Genomic DNA, 16,633 nt, shown 5'->3' with positions numbered 1-16,633 from the left:
GAAGTGGATGATCCTATGCTGTCGAGAAAAGCCTCTAGCGAGTTTCATGGCGGCCCGTACCCTAAACCGACTCAGGTGGTCAGGTAGAGAATACCGAGGCGTTCGGGTGAACTATGGTTAAGGAACTCGGCAAAATGCCCCCGTAACTTCGGGAGAAGGGGGGCCATTGCTGGTGATCACCCTTGCGGTGTGAGCTGGTGGTGGCCGCAGAGACCAGCGAGAAGCGACTGTTTACTAAAAACACAGGTCCGTGCGAAGCCGTAAGGCGATGTATACGGACTGACGCCTGCCCGGTGCTGGAACGTTAAGGGGACCGGTTAGTGGGATTTCGATTCCGCGAAGCTGAGAACTTAAGCGCCAGTAAACGGCGGTGGTAACTATAACCATCCTAAGGTAGCGAAATTCCTTGTCGGGTAAGTTCCGACCTGCACGAATGGCGTAACGACTTCTCGACTGTCTCAACCATAGGCCCGGTGAAATTGCATTACGAGTAAAGATGCTCGTTTCGCGCAGCAGGACGGAAAGACCCCGGGACCTTTACTACAGCTTGATATTGGTGTTCGGTTCGGCTTGTGTAGGATAGGTGGGAGACTGTGATCTCTGGACGCCAGTTCAGGGGGAGTCGTTGTTGAAATACCACTCTGGTCGTGCTGGATGTCTAACCTGGGTCCGTGATCCGGATCAGGGACAGTGTCTGGTGGGTAGTTTAACTGGGGCGGTTGCCTCCTAAAGGGTAACGGAGGCGCCCAAAGGTTCCCTCAGCCTGGTTGGCAATCAGGTGTTGAGTGTAAGTGCACAAGGGAGCTTGACTGTGAGACTGACGGGTCGAGCAGGGACGAAAGTCGGGACTAGTGATCCGGCGGTGGCTTGTGGAAGCGCCGTCGCTCAACGGATAAAAGGTACCCCGGGGATAACAGGCTGATCTTCCCCAAGAGTCCATATCGACGGGATGGTTTGGCACCTCGATGTCGGCTCGTCGCATCCTGGGGCTGGAGTCGGTCCCAAGGGTTGGGCTGTTCGCCCATTAAAGCGGTACGCGAGCTGGGTTTAGAACGTCGTGAGACAGTTCGGTCCCTATCCGCTGTGCGCGTAGGAGTCTTGAGAAGGGCTGTCCCTAGTACGAGAGGACCGGGACGGACGAACCTCTGGTGTGCCAGTTGTTCTGCCAAGGGCATGGCTGGTTGGCTACGTTCGGGAGGGATAACCGCTGAAAGCATCTAAGCGGGAAGCCTGCTTCGAGATGAGGGCTCCCACCCACGTGATGGGTTACGTGATGGGTTAAGGCTCCCAGTAGACGACTGGGTTGATAGGCCAGATATGGAAGCCGGGTGACCGGTGGAGTTGACTGGTACTAATAGGCCGAGGGCTTGTCCTCAGGTGCTCGCGTCCACTGTGTTGGTTCTGAAGCAATGAACCGTCTGACCGCCCTTTTGTGTGGGCTGGGTCCGGTTTAACTTTATAGTGTTTCGGTGGTTATAGCGTTAGGGAAACGCCCGGTTACATTCCGAACCCGGAAGCTAAGCCTTTCAGCGCCGATGGTACTGCAGGGGGGACCCTGTGGGAGAGTAGGACACCGCCGAACAATTCTTCAAAAAGACCCCGAGGGGAAATTCATTCCCCTCGGGGTCTTTTTTGTGCCCATGTCCACTACGCCCCGGTGCGGGGCCTGTGCGGGCCTACCGGTAGAGTCATGGAGCATCATCGGCCTGTTTCTCACGGGAGGCTCCCGGGTGGAGGTACAGGAGACACGCGTCCAGACGGACCGTGTGCTCACCATCCCGAACATCCTCAGCGCTGCGCGCCTCGTCGGCGTGCCGCTTTTCCTGTGGCTGATCCTCCGGCCCGAGTTCGGCGGGCCCAACAGCGACGGCTGGGCGCTGCTGGTACTGGCGCTGAGCGGTATCAGCGACTATCTCGACGGGAAGCTGGCCCGTCGCTGGAACCAGATCAGCCGTCTCGGCCGGCTTCTCGACCCGGCGGCCGACCGCCTCTACATACTGTCGACTCTTGTCGGTCTCACCTGGCGCGAGATCCTGCCCCTCTGGCTCACCGCGGCCCTTCTGGCGCGAGAGCTGGTCCTGCTGGTGATGGTGGGCATCCTCCGGCGCCATGGCTATCCGCCGCCGCAGGTGAACTTCCTCGGCAAGGCGGCCACCTTCAACCTGATGTACGCCTTCCCGTTGCTCCTTCTGAGTGAGGGAAGTGGCTGGCTTCACACGACCGCTGCTATTTTCGGATGGGCGTTCGCCGGATGGGGTACAACACTCTATTGGTGGGCAGGAGTCCTCTACGTGGTTCAGGTCCGCCGACTCGTCAAGGCGGACACCGCGGCCGACTGAGCTCGCCGTAGCGGCGTCCATAGAGGCCGGTGCCCGTAGCGACTTCAGGTGTAAGGGCCATCGGGCGTGCGCGGTCGGCATGACCGTCGTCTCTTCAAGGAGGACGCTTCCGATATGAAGGCCGTCGTGATGGCAGGGGGCGAGGGGACTCGTCTGCGCCCGATGACCTCGACCATGCCCAAACCGCTGCTGCCCGTGGCCAACCGGCCGATCATGGAACATGTGCTGCGGCTGCTCAAGCGGCATGGTCTCAGCGAGACCGTGGTGACAGTCCAGTTCCTCGCCTCCCTCGTCAAGAACTACTTCGGTGACGGCGAGGAGCTCGACATGGAGCTCACGTACGCGAATGAGGAGAAGCCACTCGGCACCGCGGGAAGCGTCAAGAACGCGGAGGAAGCACTCAAGGACGACACCTTCCTGGTGATCTCGGGTGATGCCCTGACGGATTTCGACCTTACGGATCTGATCAATTTCCATAAGGAAAAGGGCGCCCTTGTCACCGTCTGCTTGACTCGCGTTCCCAATCCGCTCGAGTTCGGTATCACCATCGTCGACGAGGGTGGAAAGGTCGAGCGCTTCCTGGAGAAGCCCACCTGGGGCCAGGTCTTCTCGGATACCGTCAACACCGGCATCTATGTCATGGAGCCGGAGGTCTTCGACTATGTCGATCCCGACGTCCCGGTCGACTGGTCCGGAGACGTCTTCCCTCAGCTCATGAAGGAAGGCAAGCCCATCTTCGGCTATGTCGCCGAGGGCTACTGGGAGGACGTCGGCACCCATGAGAGCTATGTGAAGGCCCAGGCGGACGTTCTCGAGGGCAAGGTCGACGTCGAACTCGACGGATTCGAGATCTCGCCCGGCGTATGGGTTGCCGAAGGGGCGGATGTGCATCCGGAGGCCGTGCTCCGGGGTCCGCTCTACATCGGCGACTACGCCAAGGTGGAGGCCGGTGCCGAGATCCGTGAGCACACCGTCGTCGGCTCCAATGTCGTGGTGAAGAGCGGCGCCTTCCTCCACAAGGCGGTGGTGCACGACAATGTGTACGTCGGCCAGCAGAGCAATCTGCGCGGCTGTGTCATCGGCAAGAACACCGACATCATGCGCGCCGCCCGGATCGAGGACGGGGCTGTCATCGGCGATGAGTGCCTGATCGGCGAGGAATCGATCGTCCAGGGCAATGTCCGGGTCTATCCGTTCAAGACCATCGAGGCGGGCGCGTTCGTCAATACCTCGGTGATCTGGGAGTCCCGGGGGCAGGCCCATCTGTTCGGCGCCCGTGGTGTCTCCGGCATCCTCAATGTGGAGATCACCCCGGAGCTCGCGGTGCGGCTCGCCGGGGCGTACGCCACGACCCTCAAGAAGGGCTCCACGGTCACCACGGCGCGCGACCACTCCAGGGGCGCGCGGGCGCTCAAGCGGGCGATGATCTCCGCCCTCCAGACCAGCGCCATCGACGTACGGGACCTCGAGAACGTGCCGCTGCCGGTGGCCCGGCAGCAGACCGCGCGCGGCAGCGCCGGCGGCTTCATGATCCGGACCTCGCCGGGGGTGCCCGACTCGGTCGACATCATGTTCTTCGACGAGCGGGGCGCCGATCTCTCGGCGGGTGGTCAGCGGAAGCTGGACCGGGTGTACGCCCGCCAGGAGTACCGCAGGGCGTTCCCGGGCGAGATCGGTGACCTCAGCTTCCCGTCGAGCGTCTTCGACTCGTACACGGGCTCGCTGCTGCGCGCCGTGGACATCAGCGGCATCGCCGAGTCCGGTCTGAAGGTCGTCGTGGACGCCGCCAACGGCAGCGCCGGGCTGGTGCTGCCCAGCCTGCTGGGCCGGCTCGGGGTGGACGCGCTGACCATCAACCCCGGCCTGGACGAGTCGCGTCCGACGGAGACCGCCGACGCCCGCCGGTCGGGGCTGGCCCGGCTCGGCGAGATCGTCGCCTCGGCGCGTGCCGCGTTCGGAGTGCGGTTCGACCCGGTCGGTGAGCGGTTCTCGCTCGTCGACGAGCGGGGCCGGATCGTGGAGGACGACCGGGCGCTGCTGGTGATGCTGGACCTGGTGGCCGCGGAGCGGCGGAGCGGGCGGGTGGCGCTTCCGGTGACCACGACCCGTATCGCCGAGCAGGTGGCGGCGTACCACGGCACCCAGGTGGAGTGGACGACCACCGCGGCGGACGATCTGACCAGGGTCGCCCGGTCGGAGTCCACCATCTTCGGAGGCGACGGACGCGGCGGGTTCATCATCCCCGAGTTCAGCAGTGTCTTCGACGGTACGGCGGCCTTCGTCCGGCTGATCGGGCTGGTGGCGCGCACTCAGCTGACGTTGAGTCAGATCGATGCCCGGATTCCGCGGGCACATGTCCAGCGGCGTGATCTGGCCACCCCCTGGGCGGTCAAGGGCCTGGTCATGCGGCATGTGGTGGAGGCCGCAGGGGACCGTTCCGTGGACACCACCGACGGGGTGCGGGTCGTGGAGACCGACGGGCGGTGGGTGATGGTGCTGCCCGACCCGGCCGAGGCGGTCACCCATCTGTGGGCGGAGGGCCCGGACGACGCCTCCGCACAGGCCCTGCTGGACGAGTGGTCCAGCGTCGTGGACAGCGCGGGGCGCTGATCCCGGGGCCGCCCGAGCACGTCTGAGCGCGTGGGGCCGCCGTCCCGAGGGCCCGGATCCGGCACGCCGGAGGGGCCATTCGGTGGCGGCGGCCCCCACGTGCGACGATGTGCGGCATGTCGCAGCAGCCCCCCGTTCGGAGCACAGCATCGCCGCGCCCGCGCCCGCGCCTCGACGCGTCCATGTCGCTGCTGACCAATGTGATGGACCACAGCCTTGACGACGGCTACGCCGAGGCCGCCGCGCGGCGCGGGGAGACCGGTCGCTCGGGCCTGCCGCGCACGGTGCGGGCCAAATTGGGGCTGGCCTTCGGTCTCGTCCTGGTCGCGGTCGTCATCACCATCGGGGCCGCCGAGGCGCGGATATCGGCGCCGACGCTGGCCAAGGAGCGGGGAGAACTGATCGACCGCATCGAGACGGGGAACTCGAACGCGGACAAGCTCGCCCGGAGCGTGGACAAGCTCCGCGGCGAGGTCGGGGAGAAGCAGCGGCAGGCACTGGAGAAGCACGGCGGGGCCAAGGCCGATCTGGTGGCGCTGCTCTCGGGGGCCAACGAGGTGACGGGCCCCGGGGTGAAGCTGGTGGTCGACGACGCCAAGGGCGCGGCGGGCAGCGGCGGGGGACCACGGGAGAGCGCCGACTTCTCCGACACCGGCCGGGTGCGCGACCACGACATGCAGCGGGTCGTCAACGGCCTGTGGGAGTCGGGCGCGGAGGCCGTCTCGATCAACGGGCAGCGGCTGACGGCGCTCTCGGCGATCAGGGCCGCGGGAGACGCCATACTGGTCGACAACAAGCCGCTGGCGCCGCCGTATACGGTGCTCGCGGTGGGGGACGGGCAGCGGCTGAGCACCGCTTTCCAGAACAGTGCGGACGGACAGTACCTGCATGTGCTCCAGCAGAACTATGACATCCGTACGAGCATTTCCGCCCAGGACTCGCTTCGGCTTCCGGCCGCGCCGAGCCTGATCGTACGCACCGCGGAACCGATAGCCGGTGGTTCCGGCAAGGGTGACGCCGACACAGGGAAGGGCACATCGTGATCGCCGTATTGGGGCTCATCGTGGGAGTCGTGGTCGGACTTGTGGTCCGACCCGTGGTGCCGACGGTGGTCGAGCCCTATCTGCCGATCGCCGTCGTGGCGGCACTCGACGCGGTTTTCGGGGGCTTCCGGGCGATGCTGGACGGGATCTTCGACGACAAGGTCTTCGTCGTATCGTTCCTGTCCAATGTGGTGGTGGCCGCGCTGATCGTCTTCCTCGGTGACAAGCTGGGCGTCGGTGCCCAGCTGTCGACGGGGGTCGTGGTCGTGCTCGGCATCCGGATCTTCTCCAACGCGGCCGCGATCCGCCGCCATGTGTTCCGGGCGTGAGGCCGATGACGACCGACGACACCCCGGAGAAGCCCGAGAGCGCACAGCCGGCCGAAAACCGACGGCAGGCCGACACGCCGCGACAGCAGTCCGACACGCCACGGCAGTCCGCCGACACGCCGCGGCCGGCCGAGAGGGACGCGAAGGCCGAGCAGTCGGCCGACACGCCGCACCAAGCGGCGAAGGCCGACACGCCCGGGAAGGCCGCTGAGCCGCCCCGGCGGTCGCCCGAGCCGGCGCGCCGGCCGGAGACGCCCGAGCGGCCCACGCGCCCCGGGGAGCCCCAGGAGCGGGCCGAGCCCAAGCGGCCCTCGGCGGCCGGACCGCCGCGCCCGGGCACCCCGTCGCCCGAGCGGAAGCCCGCGCAGAAGCCCGAGCGGAAACCTGAGCGGAAACCCGAGCGCCGTGACGCGCCCGCGGAGCGCCCCGGCAGGCCCGCCACGCCCCCGCCGGGCGGCTTCAAGGACCTCGCGCTCAGGAAGCCCCTGCCCAAGGCCGTACTGCCCGAGGCCCTGCCGCCGCAGGCCCAGGGCCGGTCCGTCACGTCGGACACGCCCGGGACGCGTGCCGAGGGCCCCAGGCCCGCCGACGGGTCCCGGAGCGGCCCCGGAGAGCGTGTGGGGCCCGCCCCCGGCCCCGCATCCGGCCCGGGGGGACCCGGGGCCGACCGGAGCCGGGAGGAGGCCCTGACCGGCCGCCAGCGGCTGTGGAAGGGCGTATGGCCGCCGCGGCTCACCCGTGCGCAGCTGATCGTCGCCCTGCTGCTCTTCGGGCTCGGCCTGGGCCTCGCCATCCAGGTGCGCTCGACCAACGAGAACAGCGTGCTGCGCGGCGCCCGGCAGGAGGACCTGGTCCGGATCCTCGACGAGCTGGACTCCCGCACCCAGCGGCTCCAGGACGAGAAGCGCCGCCTCGAGAACCAGCGCACCGAGCTGGAGAACAGCTCGGACCAGGCCGAGGAGGCCCGGAAACAGACGCTTCAGAAGGAGCAGCAGCTGGGCGTGCTCGCGGGTACGGTGGCAGCACAGGGTCCTGGTATCACGATCACCATCGACGACTCCCGGGGCTCCGTGGAGTCGGACATGCTGCTCGACACGGTCCAGGAGCTGCGTGCGGCGGGCGCCGAGGCGATCCAGATCGGCACGGTGCGCGTGGTCGCCGGCACCTACTTCTCGGACAGCGGTGGCGCGATCCGGATCGATGGACGGAAAGTGACGCGACCGTATGTTGTGAAGGTGATCGGCAAGCCGGAGGATCTGGAGCCGGCCCTGAACATCCCGGGCGGGGTGGTGCAGAGCCTGGAGAAGGAGCAGGCCACTGTGTCCGTGCAGCGGGAGAAGAAGATCGTTGTGGATGCCTTGCGATCGGCGAAGCGGCCTGACTACGCTCGGTCGTCATCACGGTGAGGCGGTTCGAAATGAGGGTCTCTCGAGGAGACCATGTGGACGCGGGGGGTCAACGCACCGGAAGATCCGCGCGTGATGGAAACTGTCTGGTGGTCGCGGACGTTGTGAGGATGTCCGGACCGTCTGGTGTGTGCATCGAGGGTTTGTCCTGCCCCACGGGCGGGTCTGTTTCAGTCAAGGGGAATCGCCCGTGAAGTTGTTCGGGAAGTTGTTCGGTAAGAGTGCCCGCCAGGATGGCGGCAGCAGCACCGCTCGCCACCGCGCCTCGCGTGCCGCGGAGGAGAGCGGAGGGGGAACCGAGGAGCGCCCGCTCTTCCGTGACCAGGTCGGCGGGCAGGGTGCGTCTGTTGACCCCTCCGCGGCCGGGCCCATAGGTTTCGAAGACCCATCGGCCTCTCACAGTGGTGGAGGGTTCGGCTTGCCGGTCTGTCAGCGGTGCGGCCACCGGAACGCGGAGGCCAGCCGGTTCTGCTCCAATTGCGGCGCCCCGCTGCGCGGCGGCGCGCCCTCCGAGCGTGCCTCGGAGACCACCTCCACCATTTCGATCTCTGGTCTCGAGGCGTACGACTCCGAGGTGACCGGGCAGACGCCGCTGCCGTCGCTCAGCCCGGAGGCGCAGGCCGCCGTCGAGGCGCTGCCCCTGGGGTCGGCCCTGCTGGTGGTCCGCCGCGGGCCGAATTCCGGCAGCCGCTTCCTGCTGGACAGTGATGTCACCACGGCGGGCCGTCACCCGCAGAGCGACATCTTCCTGGACGATGTGACGGTCTCCCGCCGCCATGTGGAGTTCCGGCGCGGCCAGGACGGCAGCTTCACCGTCTCGGACGTCGGCAGCCTCAACGGGACGTATGTCAACCGGGAGCAGATCGACGCGCCGGTGGTCCTGACCAGTGGGGACGAGGTGCAGATCGGTAAGTACCGGCTGGTCTTCTACCCGAGCCAGCGGGGCGTCGGCATCTGACCCGTCAGGGGAGGTCCATGCTTCAGACACCGTCGGGCGGTGCCGATACCGGCACCGCCCCCACGGGCGGCCGGTCGATGAGCATCGGCACCGTGCTGAATCTGTTGCGGGACGAATTCCCCGAGGTCACCATCTCCAAGATCCGCTTCTTGGAGTCGGAGGGGCTGGTGGAGCCGCGGCGGACGCCGTCCGGCTACCGCAAATTCAGCCAGCGGGATGTGGAGCGGCTCGGCCATATCCTCCGGATGCAGCGTGACCACTACCTGCCGCTCAAGGTCATCCGGGAGCATCTGGACGCCCTGGAGCGGGGTGAGCCATTGCAGCTTCCTGCCGTTTCGCAGGGAGCGCGGCAGCCGGGGCCGCTCGACGGCGGGCCCGGCGCGGCCCCGGACGGCCCCACGGCCGCCCGGGTCGGCCGGGCCGAGCTGCTGGCAACGGCCGAGGTCAGCGAGGCGGAGCTGGCCGAATGGGAGTCGTACGGGCTGCTCGCGCCGACCGCGGACGGCGGGTACGACATCGAGGCGGTGACCGTCGCCCGGCTCATCGCCGAACTCGGTCGTTTCGGCCTGGAACCACGTCATCTGCGAATCATGAAAGCCTCCGCCGAGCGGGAGGCCGGAATGGTCGAGCAGGTGGTCGCCCCGCTGCGGTTGCATAGAAATCCGCAGACCAGAGCGCATGCGGAGGCCAGTGTGCGGGAGCTCGCCACGCTCTCCGTACGGCTGCACGCGGCCCTGGTGCGGTCGGCTCTGAGGGTTCGGGAGCGGTGACCGACCGGGCCCCGACTATCCAAACCGGCCGGGCACGTCCTAGGGTTGCTGTGTGAACGAGCTCGACGTCGTGGGTGTCCGGGTGGAAATGCCCTCCAACCAACCGATCGTGCTCCTGCGTGAAGTGGGAGGCGACCGCTACCTCCCCATCTGGATCGGACCAGGTGAGGCGACCGCGATCGCCTTCGCTCAGCAGGGCATGGCTCCGGCGCGCCCGCTGACCCATGACCTTTTCAAAGACGTACTCGAAGCAGTCGGCCAGCAGCTCACGGAGGTCCGGATCACGGATCTGCGCGAGGGGGTCTTCTACGCGGAGCTGGTCTTCGCCAGCGGCGTGGAGGTCAGCGCCCGGCCGTCCGACGCCATAGCGCTCGCGCTTCGTACCGGAACGCCGATCTACGGCAGTGACGGCGTGCTGGACGACGCCGGGATCGCGATCCCGGACGAGCAGGAGGACGAGGTGGAGAAGTTCCGCGAGTTCCTCGACCAGATCTCGCCAGAGGACTTCGGAACCAGCAGCCAGTGAACCGTATGCCGGTCCTCGCTCGCGCATTCGAGTAGCCTTTCCCGGACGAGGGACACGGGAAACCACTCTTAGGGTGATTATCACTCGGCGTGCCGAGTGTGGCGATCGTTGACGCACCCCGGGTGACTGCCTACCTTCAAGATGGCAGGTCGAGGACGGAGGTCGGCGTGAGAAGCACCGGCGACGGCACGGCGGCCGGAGGTCCGTACGCGCTCCAGGGGAGCGCATCGGCCGATCCGGCATTGAAGGCTCGGGTCGCGGCACAGGCCGCACCGCCGCGTGAGCCCGCCGCGGGGGGGACGGAGCGGATCGGATACCGCGGACCCACCGCGTGTGCGGCCGCGGGCATCACCTACCGCCAGCTGGACTACTGGGCCCGCACCGGGCTGGTCGAGCCGAGCGTCCGGCCGGCCTACGGCTCGGGCAGTCAGCGGCTCTACAGCTTCCGGGACGTGGTCGTCCTCAAGATCGTGAAGCGGCTGCTGGACACCGGCGTGTCGCTCCAGAACATCCGGGCGGCGGTGGTGCACCTCCGTGCCAGGGAGCTCGACGACCTGGCCCAGATGACGCTCATGAGCGACGGCGCGACCGTTTACGAGTGCACCTCGCCCGATGAGGTCGTGGACCTCCTCCAGGGCGGCCAGGGCGTCTTCGGGATCGCCGTGGGCGTCGTGTGGCGGGATGTGGAGAGCGCGCTGTCCCAGCTGCACGGCGAGCGGGTGGACACCGGCGAGACGCTGGTCCGGCACAACCCGACCGACGAGCTCGCGGCGCGCCGGAACCGGGCCGGTTAGAAACCTCCTGCCGAGCGCCCCGGGGTGAACTGATCGGCGCCCCCGGGCCCGCCCCCACCGGCCGTTGCCCGCCCCATTGTCAGTGGTGTGCGGCAGCATCGGAGGTGTGAGGGGTGCGCCGACGATTCTCCATCTGGACATGGACGCCTTCTACGCCTCGGCGGAGCAGGCGGCCAAGCCCAGCCTGCGCGGAAAGCCGGTGATCGTGGGGGGTCTGGGGCCGCGTGGTGTGGTGGCCACGGCCTCCTACGAGGCCCGGGTCTTCGGGGTGCACTCGGCCATGGCGATGGGCCAGGCCCGTCGCCTGTGTCCGAACGCGGCGTTCCTCATCCCCCGCTTCGCGCTCTACCGCAAGGTGAGCGACGTGGTCATGACCCTGCTGCACACCCTGTCGCCTCTGGTGGAGCCGCTGAGCCTGGACGAGGCGTTCGTCGATCTGGAGGCGGGCGGCACCGAACCCACCGTCGAGGCGGCGCGCGCCGTGGCGGAGCGGCTGCGGGCCGACATCCGGGCGGCCACCGGGCTGACCGGATCGGTGGGGCTCGCCGGCTCCAAGATGCTCGCCAAGATCGGTTCGGAGCAGGCCAAGCCGGACGGCCTGGTGGTCATCGAGCCCGGTACGGAGCGCGAGCTGCTCGGCCCGATGTCGGTGCGGACGCTCCCGGGCGTCGGCCCCGCCACGGCGGAGACGCTGCGCCGGGCCGGGATCCACACCGTGGCCGAGACGCGGGAGGCGGGCGAGGCGGAGCTGGTGCGGCTGCTGGGCCGGGCTCACGGCGGGTCGCTGTTCCTGATGGCCGAGGGCCGGGACGAGCGGCCCGTCGTCGCCGAGCGGGACGCCAAGTCCATCTCGGTCGAGGACACCTTCGACGTCGACCTCACCGACCGCACCCGGGTGCAGCTGGAGATCGCGCGGCTCGCCGACCGCTGTGTGCGGCGGCTGCGCGAGGCGGGCCGCTCGGGGCGGACGGTCGTGATCAAGGTGCGGCGGTACGACTTCTCCACACTCACCCGTTCGGAGACCCTGCGCGGGCCGACCGACGACCCGGCGGTGGTGCGGGAGGCCGCGGCGCGGCTGATCGACGGGGTGGAGACCACGGCGGGGGTGCGGCTGCTGGGGGTCGGCGTCAGCGGTCTGGCGGACTTCACACAGGAGGATCTCTTCGCCCAAGCCGCCCAGGCCGCGGAAGCTGCCCAGGCCGCCCAGGCCGCGGAAGCCGTTCAGCCCGCCCAAGCCGCTCATGAGGCCCTGGGGGACGCCGGGCGCCCGCCGGGCCCCGAGAGACCGGAGCCCGTGAGAGAGGGCGCGGGAGAGGCTTCTGAGGACGCTGAGAAGCCGCGGCGCTGGCTCCCGGGCTCCGATGTACGGCACACCGAGTACGGGGCGGGCTGGGTGCAGGGGAGCGGAGTGGGCCGGGTGACCGTGCGCTTCGAGGAGCCGTGGTCGCCACCGGGCCGGGTACGGACGTTCCCCGTGGACGACCCGGCGCTACAGCCCGCCGACCCGCTACCACTGCTGCGCCCGGACGCGGAGGCGGAGGCGGAAGCGGAAGGGGCCGGGGGCCCGGACGGGCCGACCCCGGGGGCCGGTGGGCCCGAGCCCGGCCGGGGGCCGGGTCAGCCCGTGACGTCCAGGCCGTAGTGGTGGTAGAGCTGGAGCTCCTGCTCGGGGGAGAGGTGGCGGCCCACCCCGAAGTCCGGGGCGTCCTTGATCAGGGACCGGTCGTACGGCACCCGCAGGGTGTCGCCGACGACCTCGCTCGGTTCGAGCGGCACGAAGACGTCCCGGCTGAACAGTCCGGTGCGTACCGCCGCCCATTCGGGCTCGCCGGTCGCGTCGTCGAGATAGACCTCGTCCACGGTGCCGATCTTGGCGCCCTCGCGGTCGAATGCCTTGCGGCCGATCAGGGTCCGCGGGTCGATATCGGTCTGCACGCTCTCTCCCACAGGTGGCAAACAGATGAACAAGCAGTTAGCAAGTGCCCATTGCTACCTACAAAAAGCCACATCGCCGCACTCGGCCACTCGAACGTCCGCGACCGTCCCCCGTGGCAGAACCGCTGGTACGCTGACTGTGGCTGTAAACCCCGTGCGGGAGAGTCCTCCGTCGACGCTGTCGGAGGCGCCGAAGGAGCAAACCCTCCCCGGAATCTCTCAGGCACACGTACCGTGCGGGTGAGGTCACTCTGGAAAGCAGGGTGGGCCACGGGCGAGCACAGTTCCGGAGCCCCTCCTCACCGACGGTGAAAACCGGTCAAGCGGTATATGGACCGGTGAAGCTCTCAGGTTGAGATGACAGAGGGGGAGGCCGTCCGGGCACCCGAGTCGCGGTGCCCCTCGTAGGTCGTCACAGACCAGGAGGCCCCCGCAGATGACCGCCAATCGCATCGCACTCTCCGACTTGGAACCTGGTACTCCGTTCGAGCAGCGTCACATCGGCCCGGACGGCGAGGCACAGGCCAAGATGCTCGCCCAGGTCGGCTTCGGCTCGCTGGACGAGCTCACCGAGGCCGCCGTACCGGACGTCATCAAGAGCACCGAGGCGCTGGACACCCTGCCGCCGGCCCGCAGCGAGCCGGAGGTCCTCGCCGAGCTGCGCGCGCTCGCCGACCGCAACCAGGTGCTGCCGTCGATGATCGGCCTCGGCTACTACGGCACCCACACCCCGCCGGTGATCCTGCGCAATGTGCTGGAGAACCCCGCCTGGTACACCGCGTACACGCCCTACCAGCCGGAGATCTCCCAGGGCCGGCTCGAGGCGCTGCTGAACTTCCAGACCGTCGTCGCCGATCTGACCGGGCTGCCCACGGCCGGTTCCTCGCTGCTGGACGAGGCCACCGCGGCCGCCGAGGCGATGGCGCTGTCGCGGCGCGTCGGCAAGGTCAAGGAGGGCGTCTTCCTGATCGACGCCGACTGTCTGCCGCAGACCGTCGCGGTCATACGGACCCGCGCCGAGCCGACCGGTGTCGAGGTCGTCGTCGCCGACCTGGCCGAGGGCATCCCGGACGAGATCGCCGAGCGCGGGGTCTTCGGCGTGCTGCTCCAGTACCCGGGCGCCTCCGGTGTGGTGCGCGATCCGCGCCCGGTCATCGAGCGCGCCCATGAGCTGGGCGCCGTCGTCACCGTCGCCGCCGATCTGCTCGCGCTCACCCTGCTCACCTCGCCCGGTGAGCTGGGCGCGGACATCGCGGTGGGCAGCAGCCAGCGGTTCGGCGTCCCGATGGGCTTCGGCGGGCCGCACGCCGGTTTCATGGCGGTGCGCGACGCCTACGCCCGCAACCTGCCCGGCCGGCTGGTCGGGGTCTCCGTGGACGCCGACGGCGACAAGGCGTACCGGCTGGCGCTTCAGACCCGTGAGCAGCACATCCGCCGGGAGAAGGCCACCAGCAACATCTGCACCGCTCAGGTGCTGCTGGCCGTGATGGCCGGGATGTACGCCGTCTACCACGGCCCGGACGGGCTCGCGGCGATCGCCCGCCGCACCCACCGCTACGCCTCCGTGCTCGCCGAGGGGCTGCGGACCGGCGGTGTCGAGGTGGTGCACGGCGCGTTCTTCGACACCCTCACCGCGCGGGTGCCGGGCCGGGCCGCCGAGGTCGTCGCCGCGGCCCGCGAGGCCGGGGTCAACCTCCGGCTGACCGACGCCGACCACGTCGGCATCGCCTGCGACGAGACCACCGGCCGCGCGCAGCTCGCCGCCGTATGGTCCGCCTTCGGGGTGGACGGCGGCAACGGCGACGCCTCCGGGATCCCCGGGATCGACGAGCTGGACGCCTCGGCGCCGGACGCGCTGCCTGCGGCCCTGCTGCGCCAGGACGGCTATCTGGCCCACCCGGTCTTCCACCAGCACCGCTCCGAGACCGCGATGCTGCGCTATCTGCGCCCCCTGGCCGACCGGGACTACGCCCTGGACCGGGGCATGATCCCGCTGGGCTCCTGCACCATGAAGCTCAACGCGACCGCCGAGATGGAGCCGGTCACCTGGCCGGAGTTCGGCGCGCTGCACCCCTTCGCACCGGCCGAGCAGGCCCAGGGCTATCTGACCCTGATCCGTGAGCTGGAGGAGCGGCTGGCCGAGGTCACCGGCTATGACAAGGTCTCGCTCCAGCCGAACGCCGGGTCCCAGGGCGAGCTCGCCGGACTGCTGGCGGTGCGCGCCTACCACCGGGCCAACGGGGACACCCAGCGCACCGTCTGCCTGATCCCGTCCTCCGCGCACGGCACCAACGCCGCCAGCGCCGTGATGGCCGGTATGAAGGTCGTCGTGGTCAAGACCGGCCAGGACGGCGAGGTGGACACCGACGACCTGCGCGCCAAGATCGAGCAGTACGGCGACCAGCTGGCCGTCCTGATGGTCACCTACCCCTCCACCCACGGGGTGTTCGAGGAGCACATCACCGAGATCTGCGCGACCGTGCACGACGCGGGCGGCCAGGTCTACGTGGACGGCGCCAACCTCAACGCGCTGGTCGGGCTCGCCGAGCCGGGCCGGTTCGGCGGCGATGTCTCGCATCTGAACCTGCACAAGACCTTCTGCATCCCGCACGGCGGCGGCGGCCCCGGCGTCGGCCCGATCGCGGTGCGCGAGCACCTGGCGCCCTACCTCCCCAACCATCCGCTTCAGCCCGCCGCCGGTCCGGCCACCGGCGTCGGCCCGGTCTCGGCCGCGCCGTGGGGCTCCGCGGGGATCCTGCCGATCTCCTGGGCGTACATCCGGCTGATGGGCGCCGAGGGGCTGCGCCGCGCGACCCAGGTCGCGGTGCTCGGCGCCAACTACGTCGCCAAGCGCCTCGAGCCGCACTACCCGGTGCTCTACACCGGCCCCGGCGGCCTGGTGGCCCATGAGTGCATCGTGGATCTGCGTCCGCTGACGAAGGCCACCGGGGTGACCGTGGACGATGTGGCCAAGCGCCTGATCGACTACGGCTTCCACGCGCCGACGATGTCGTTCCCGGTCGCCGGGACGCTGATGATCGAGCCGACCGAGAGCGAGGATCTGGCGGAGCTGGACCGGTTCTGCCAGGCGATGATCGCGATCCGGGCCGAGATCGAGAAGGTCGGCTCCGGCGAGTGGGTCAAGGAGGACAATCCGCTCCGGAACGCCCCGCATACGGCGGCGTCGCTGACCGGGGAGTGGGACCACCCGTACTCCCGGGAGGAAGCGGTCTTCCCGGCCGGGGTCTCGGCGGCGGACAAGTACTGGCCGCCGGTGCGGCGGATCGACGGGGCCTACGGGGACCGTAACCTCGTCTGCTCCTGCCCGCCGCTGGAGTCCTACGAGGGCTGATCCTACGAGGGCTGAGCGGGCTCGAGCCCGACGATGCGTCAGTGGGGCCGGTTCGGCGGATGCGCCGGGCCGGCCCCTGATAGGTACGTGCCGTCGACGGCGGCCGTCAGGCCGCGGTGACGACGTGCTCGGAACCCAGCGGTCGGCACGGCGCGATCACGCGCCCGTCCGGCAGCAGCTCACCGGTGTCCTCGAAGAGCAGGACGCCATTGCACAGCAGGCTCCATCCCTGCTCCGGGTGGTGCGCCACCAGATGGGCGGCCTCCCGGTCGGCGGAGTCGGCTGACGGGCAGGGTGGTTGATGCTGGCACATGACAGGGTTCTTTCGCTGCGGAGTGGTGAAGGTCCTGCGGCTCGCTGCGGCGTTCATGGCCGCCCCCCGTGGTTGAGTCGGTCGATTGCTCCAGTGTTGCCCTGCGGCCTGGAATCCGCAGGGATTTCGCGGTACCGGTCTCGCTAGATAATGACGCATCACCCGCCCGGACGGTTCATCGCGGCCGGACTGTTACGAGGATGCTGCGGAGCGTTACTCTTCCCCTTCTTTCCTCTGTTTCCCCCCCCCTTCTCAATC

At 68.8% G+C, this 16,633-nt stretch carries 13 protein-coding genes, 2 rRNA genes and 2 riboswitches; of the genes, 13 read left to right on the top strand and 2 right to left on the bottom strand.

Annotation, left to right across the window (positions count from 1 at the left end):
• The 12 genes from ACT2CW_RS15690 to ACT2CW_RS15635 all read left to right on the top strand — a co-directional run.
• Nucleotides 1-1,375 (top strand): 23S ribosomal RNA (locus ACT2CW_RS15690); the annotation flags it as partial.
• Nucleotides 1,376-1,465: 90 nt separating this feature from the next.
• Nucleotides 1,466-1,582: ribosomal RNA gene (gene rrf, locus ACT2CW_RS15685) — 5S ribosomal RNA — on the top strand.
• Nucleotides 1,583-1,730: 148 nt separating this feature from the next.
• Nucleotides 1,731-2,339 carry a CDP-alcohol phosphatidyltransferase family protein gene (locus ACT2CW_RS15680; RefSeq protein WP_037964942.1) on the top strand — a complete coding sequence of 203 codons (609 nt, stop codon included), beginning with the start codon at nt 1,731-1,733 and terminating at the stop codon, nt 2,337-2,339.
• 114 nt (nt 2,340-2,453) lie between these two features.
• Nucleotides 2,454-4,949, top strand: a complete 2,496-nt coding sequence (locus ACT2CW_RS15675; protein ID WP_037964941.1) for a mannose-1-phosphate guanyltransferase — start codon at nt 2,454-2,456, stop codon at nt 4,947-4,949.
• 116 nt (nt 4,950-5,065) lie between these two features.
• Nucleotides 5,066-5,992 (top strand): DUF881 domain-containing protein, encoded by a 927-nt coding sequence (locus ACT2CW_RS15670; RefSeq protein WP_182467179.1) that lies wholly within the window; start codon nt 5,066-5,068, stop codon nt 5,990-5,992.
• Nucleotides 5,989-6,321: a small basic family protein gene (locus ACT2CW_RS15665; RefSeq protein WP_014058688.1), complete on the top strand. Its 333-nt coding sequence runs from the start codon at nt 5,989-5,991 to the stop codon at nt 6,319-6,321. The genes ACT2CW_RS15670 and ACT2CW_RS15665 overlap by 4 nt, the downstream gene beginning before the upstream one ends.
• Nucleotides 6,322-6,833: 512 nt before the next feature.
• Nucleotides 6,834-7,727 carry a DUF881 domain-containing protein gene (locus ACT2CW_RS15660; protein WP_445517025.1) on the top strand — a complete coding sequence of 298 codons (894 nt, stop codon included), beginning with the start codon at nt 6,834-6,836 and terminating at the stop codon, nt 7,725-7,727.
• Nucleotides 7,728-7,857: 130 nt separating this feature from the next.
• On the top strand, nt 7,858-8,685 hold the full coding sequence (locus ACT2CW_RS15655; RefSeq protein WP_372455271.1) for an FHA domain-containing protein: 828 nt from the start codon (nt 7,858-7,860) through the stop codon (nt 8,683-8,685).
• Between the two features lie 17 nt (nt 8,686-8,702).
• Nucleotides 8,703-9,455 carry a transcriptional regulator FtsR gene (gene ftsR / locus ACT2CW_RS15650; RefSeq protein WP_182467178.1) on the top strand — a complete coding sequence of 251 codons (753 nt, stop codon included), beginning with the start codon at nt 8,703-8,705 and terminating at the stop codon, nt 9,453-9,455.
• 52 nt (nt 9,456-9,507) lie between these two features.
• Nucleotides 9,508-9,981: a bifunctional nuclease family protein gene (locus ACT2CW_RS15645; RefSeq protein WP_014058684.1), complete on the top strand. Its 474-nt coding sequence runs from the start codon at nt 9,508-9,510 to the stop codon at nt 9,979-9,981.
• A 167-nt stretch (nt 9,982-10,148) separates the two neighbouring features.
• A complete protein-coding gene (locus tag ACT2CW_RS15640; RefSeq protein WP_182467177.1) occupies nt 10,149-10,775 on the top strand; it encodes a MerR family transcriptional regulator in 627 nt (208 codons plus the stop codon).
• A 106-nt stretch (nt 10,776-10,881) separates the two neighbouring features.
• On the top strand, nt 10,882-12,417 hold the full coding sequence (locus ACT2CW_RS15635; RefSeq protein WP_445517004.1) for a DNA polymerase IV: 1,536 nt from the start codon (nt 10,882-10,884) through the stop codon (nt 12,415-12,417).
• On the opposite strand, the gene ACT2CW_RS15630 is transcribed toward ACT2CW_RS15635, so the two are convergent.
• Nucleotides 12,393-12,710 (bottom strand): PRC-barrel domain-containing protein, encoded by a 318-nt coding sequence (locus tag ACT2CW_RS15630; RefSeq protein ID WP_020873604.1) that lies wholly within the window; start codon nt 12,708-12,710, stop codon nt 12,393-12,395. The genes ACT2CW_RS15635 and ACT2CW_RS15630 overlap by 25 nt on opposite strands.
• A gap of 147 nt (nt 12,711-12,857) precedes the next feature.
• Nucleotides 12,858-12,955: riboswitch (glycine riboswitch) on the top strand.
• Nucleotides 12,956-13,084, top strand: a riboswitch (glycine riboswitch).
• Nucleotides 13,085-13,146: 62 nt separating this feature from the next.
• Here ACT2CW_RS15630 and gcvP point away from each other — a divergent pair.
• Nucleotides 13,147-16,062, top strand: coding sequence for an aminomethyl-transferring glycine dehydrogenase (gene gcvP / locus ACT2CW_RS15625; protein ID WP_445517003.1), 2,916 nt, complete (start codon nt 13,147-13,149; stop codon nt 16,060-16,062).
• Nucleotides 16,063-16,168: 106 nt separating this feature from the next.
• Here gcvP and ACT2CW_RS15620 read toward each other — a convergent pair whose 3' ends face one another.
• On the bottom strand, nt 16,169-16,375 hold the full coding sequence (locus ACT2CW_RS15620) for a DUF5999 family protein (protein ID WP_037964925.1): 207 nt from the start codon (nt 16,373-16,375) through the stop codon (nt 16,169-16,171).
• Nucleotides 16,376-16,633 lie beyond the last annotated feature (258 nt).

Source organism: Streptomyces sp. NEAU-174, from assembly GCF_052665095.1.
This window is presented reverse-complemented; position numbering and strand designations above follow the sequence as displayed.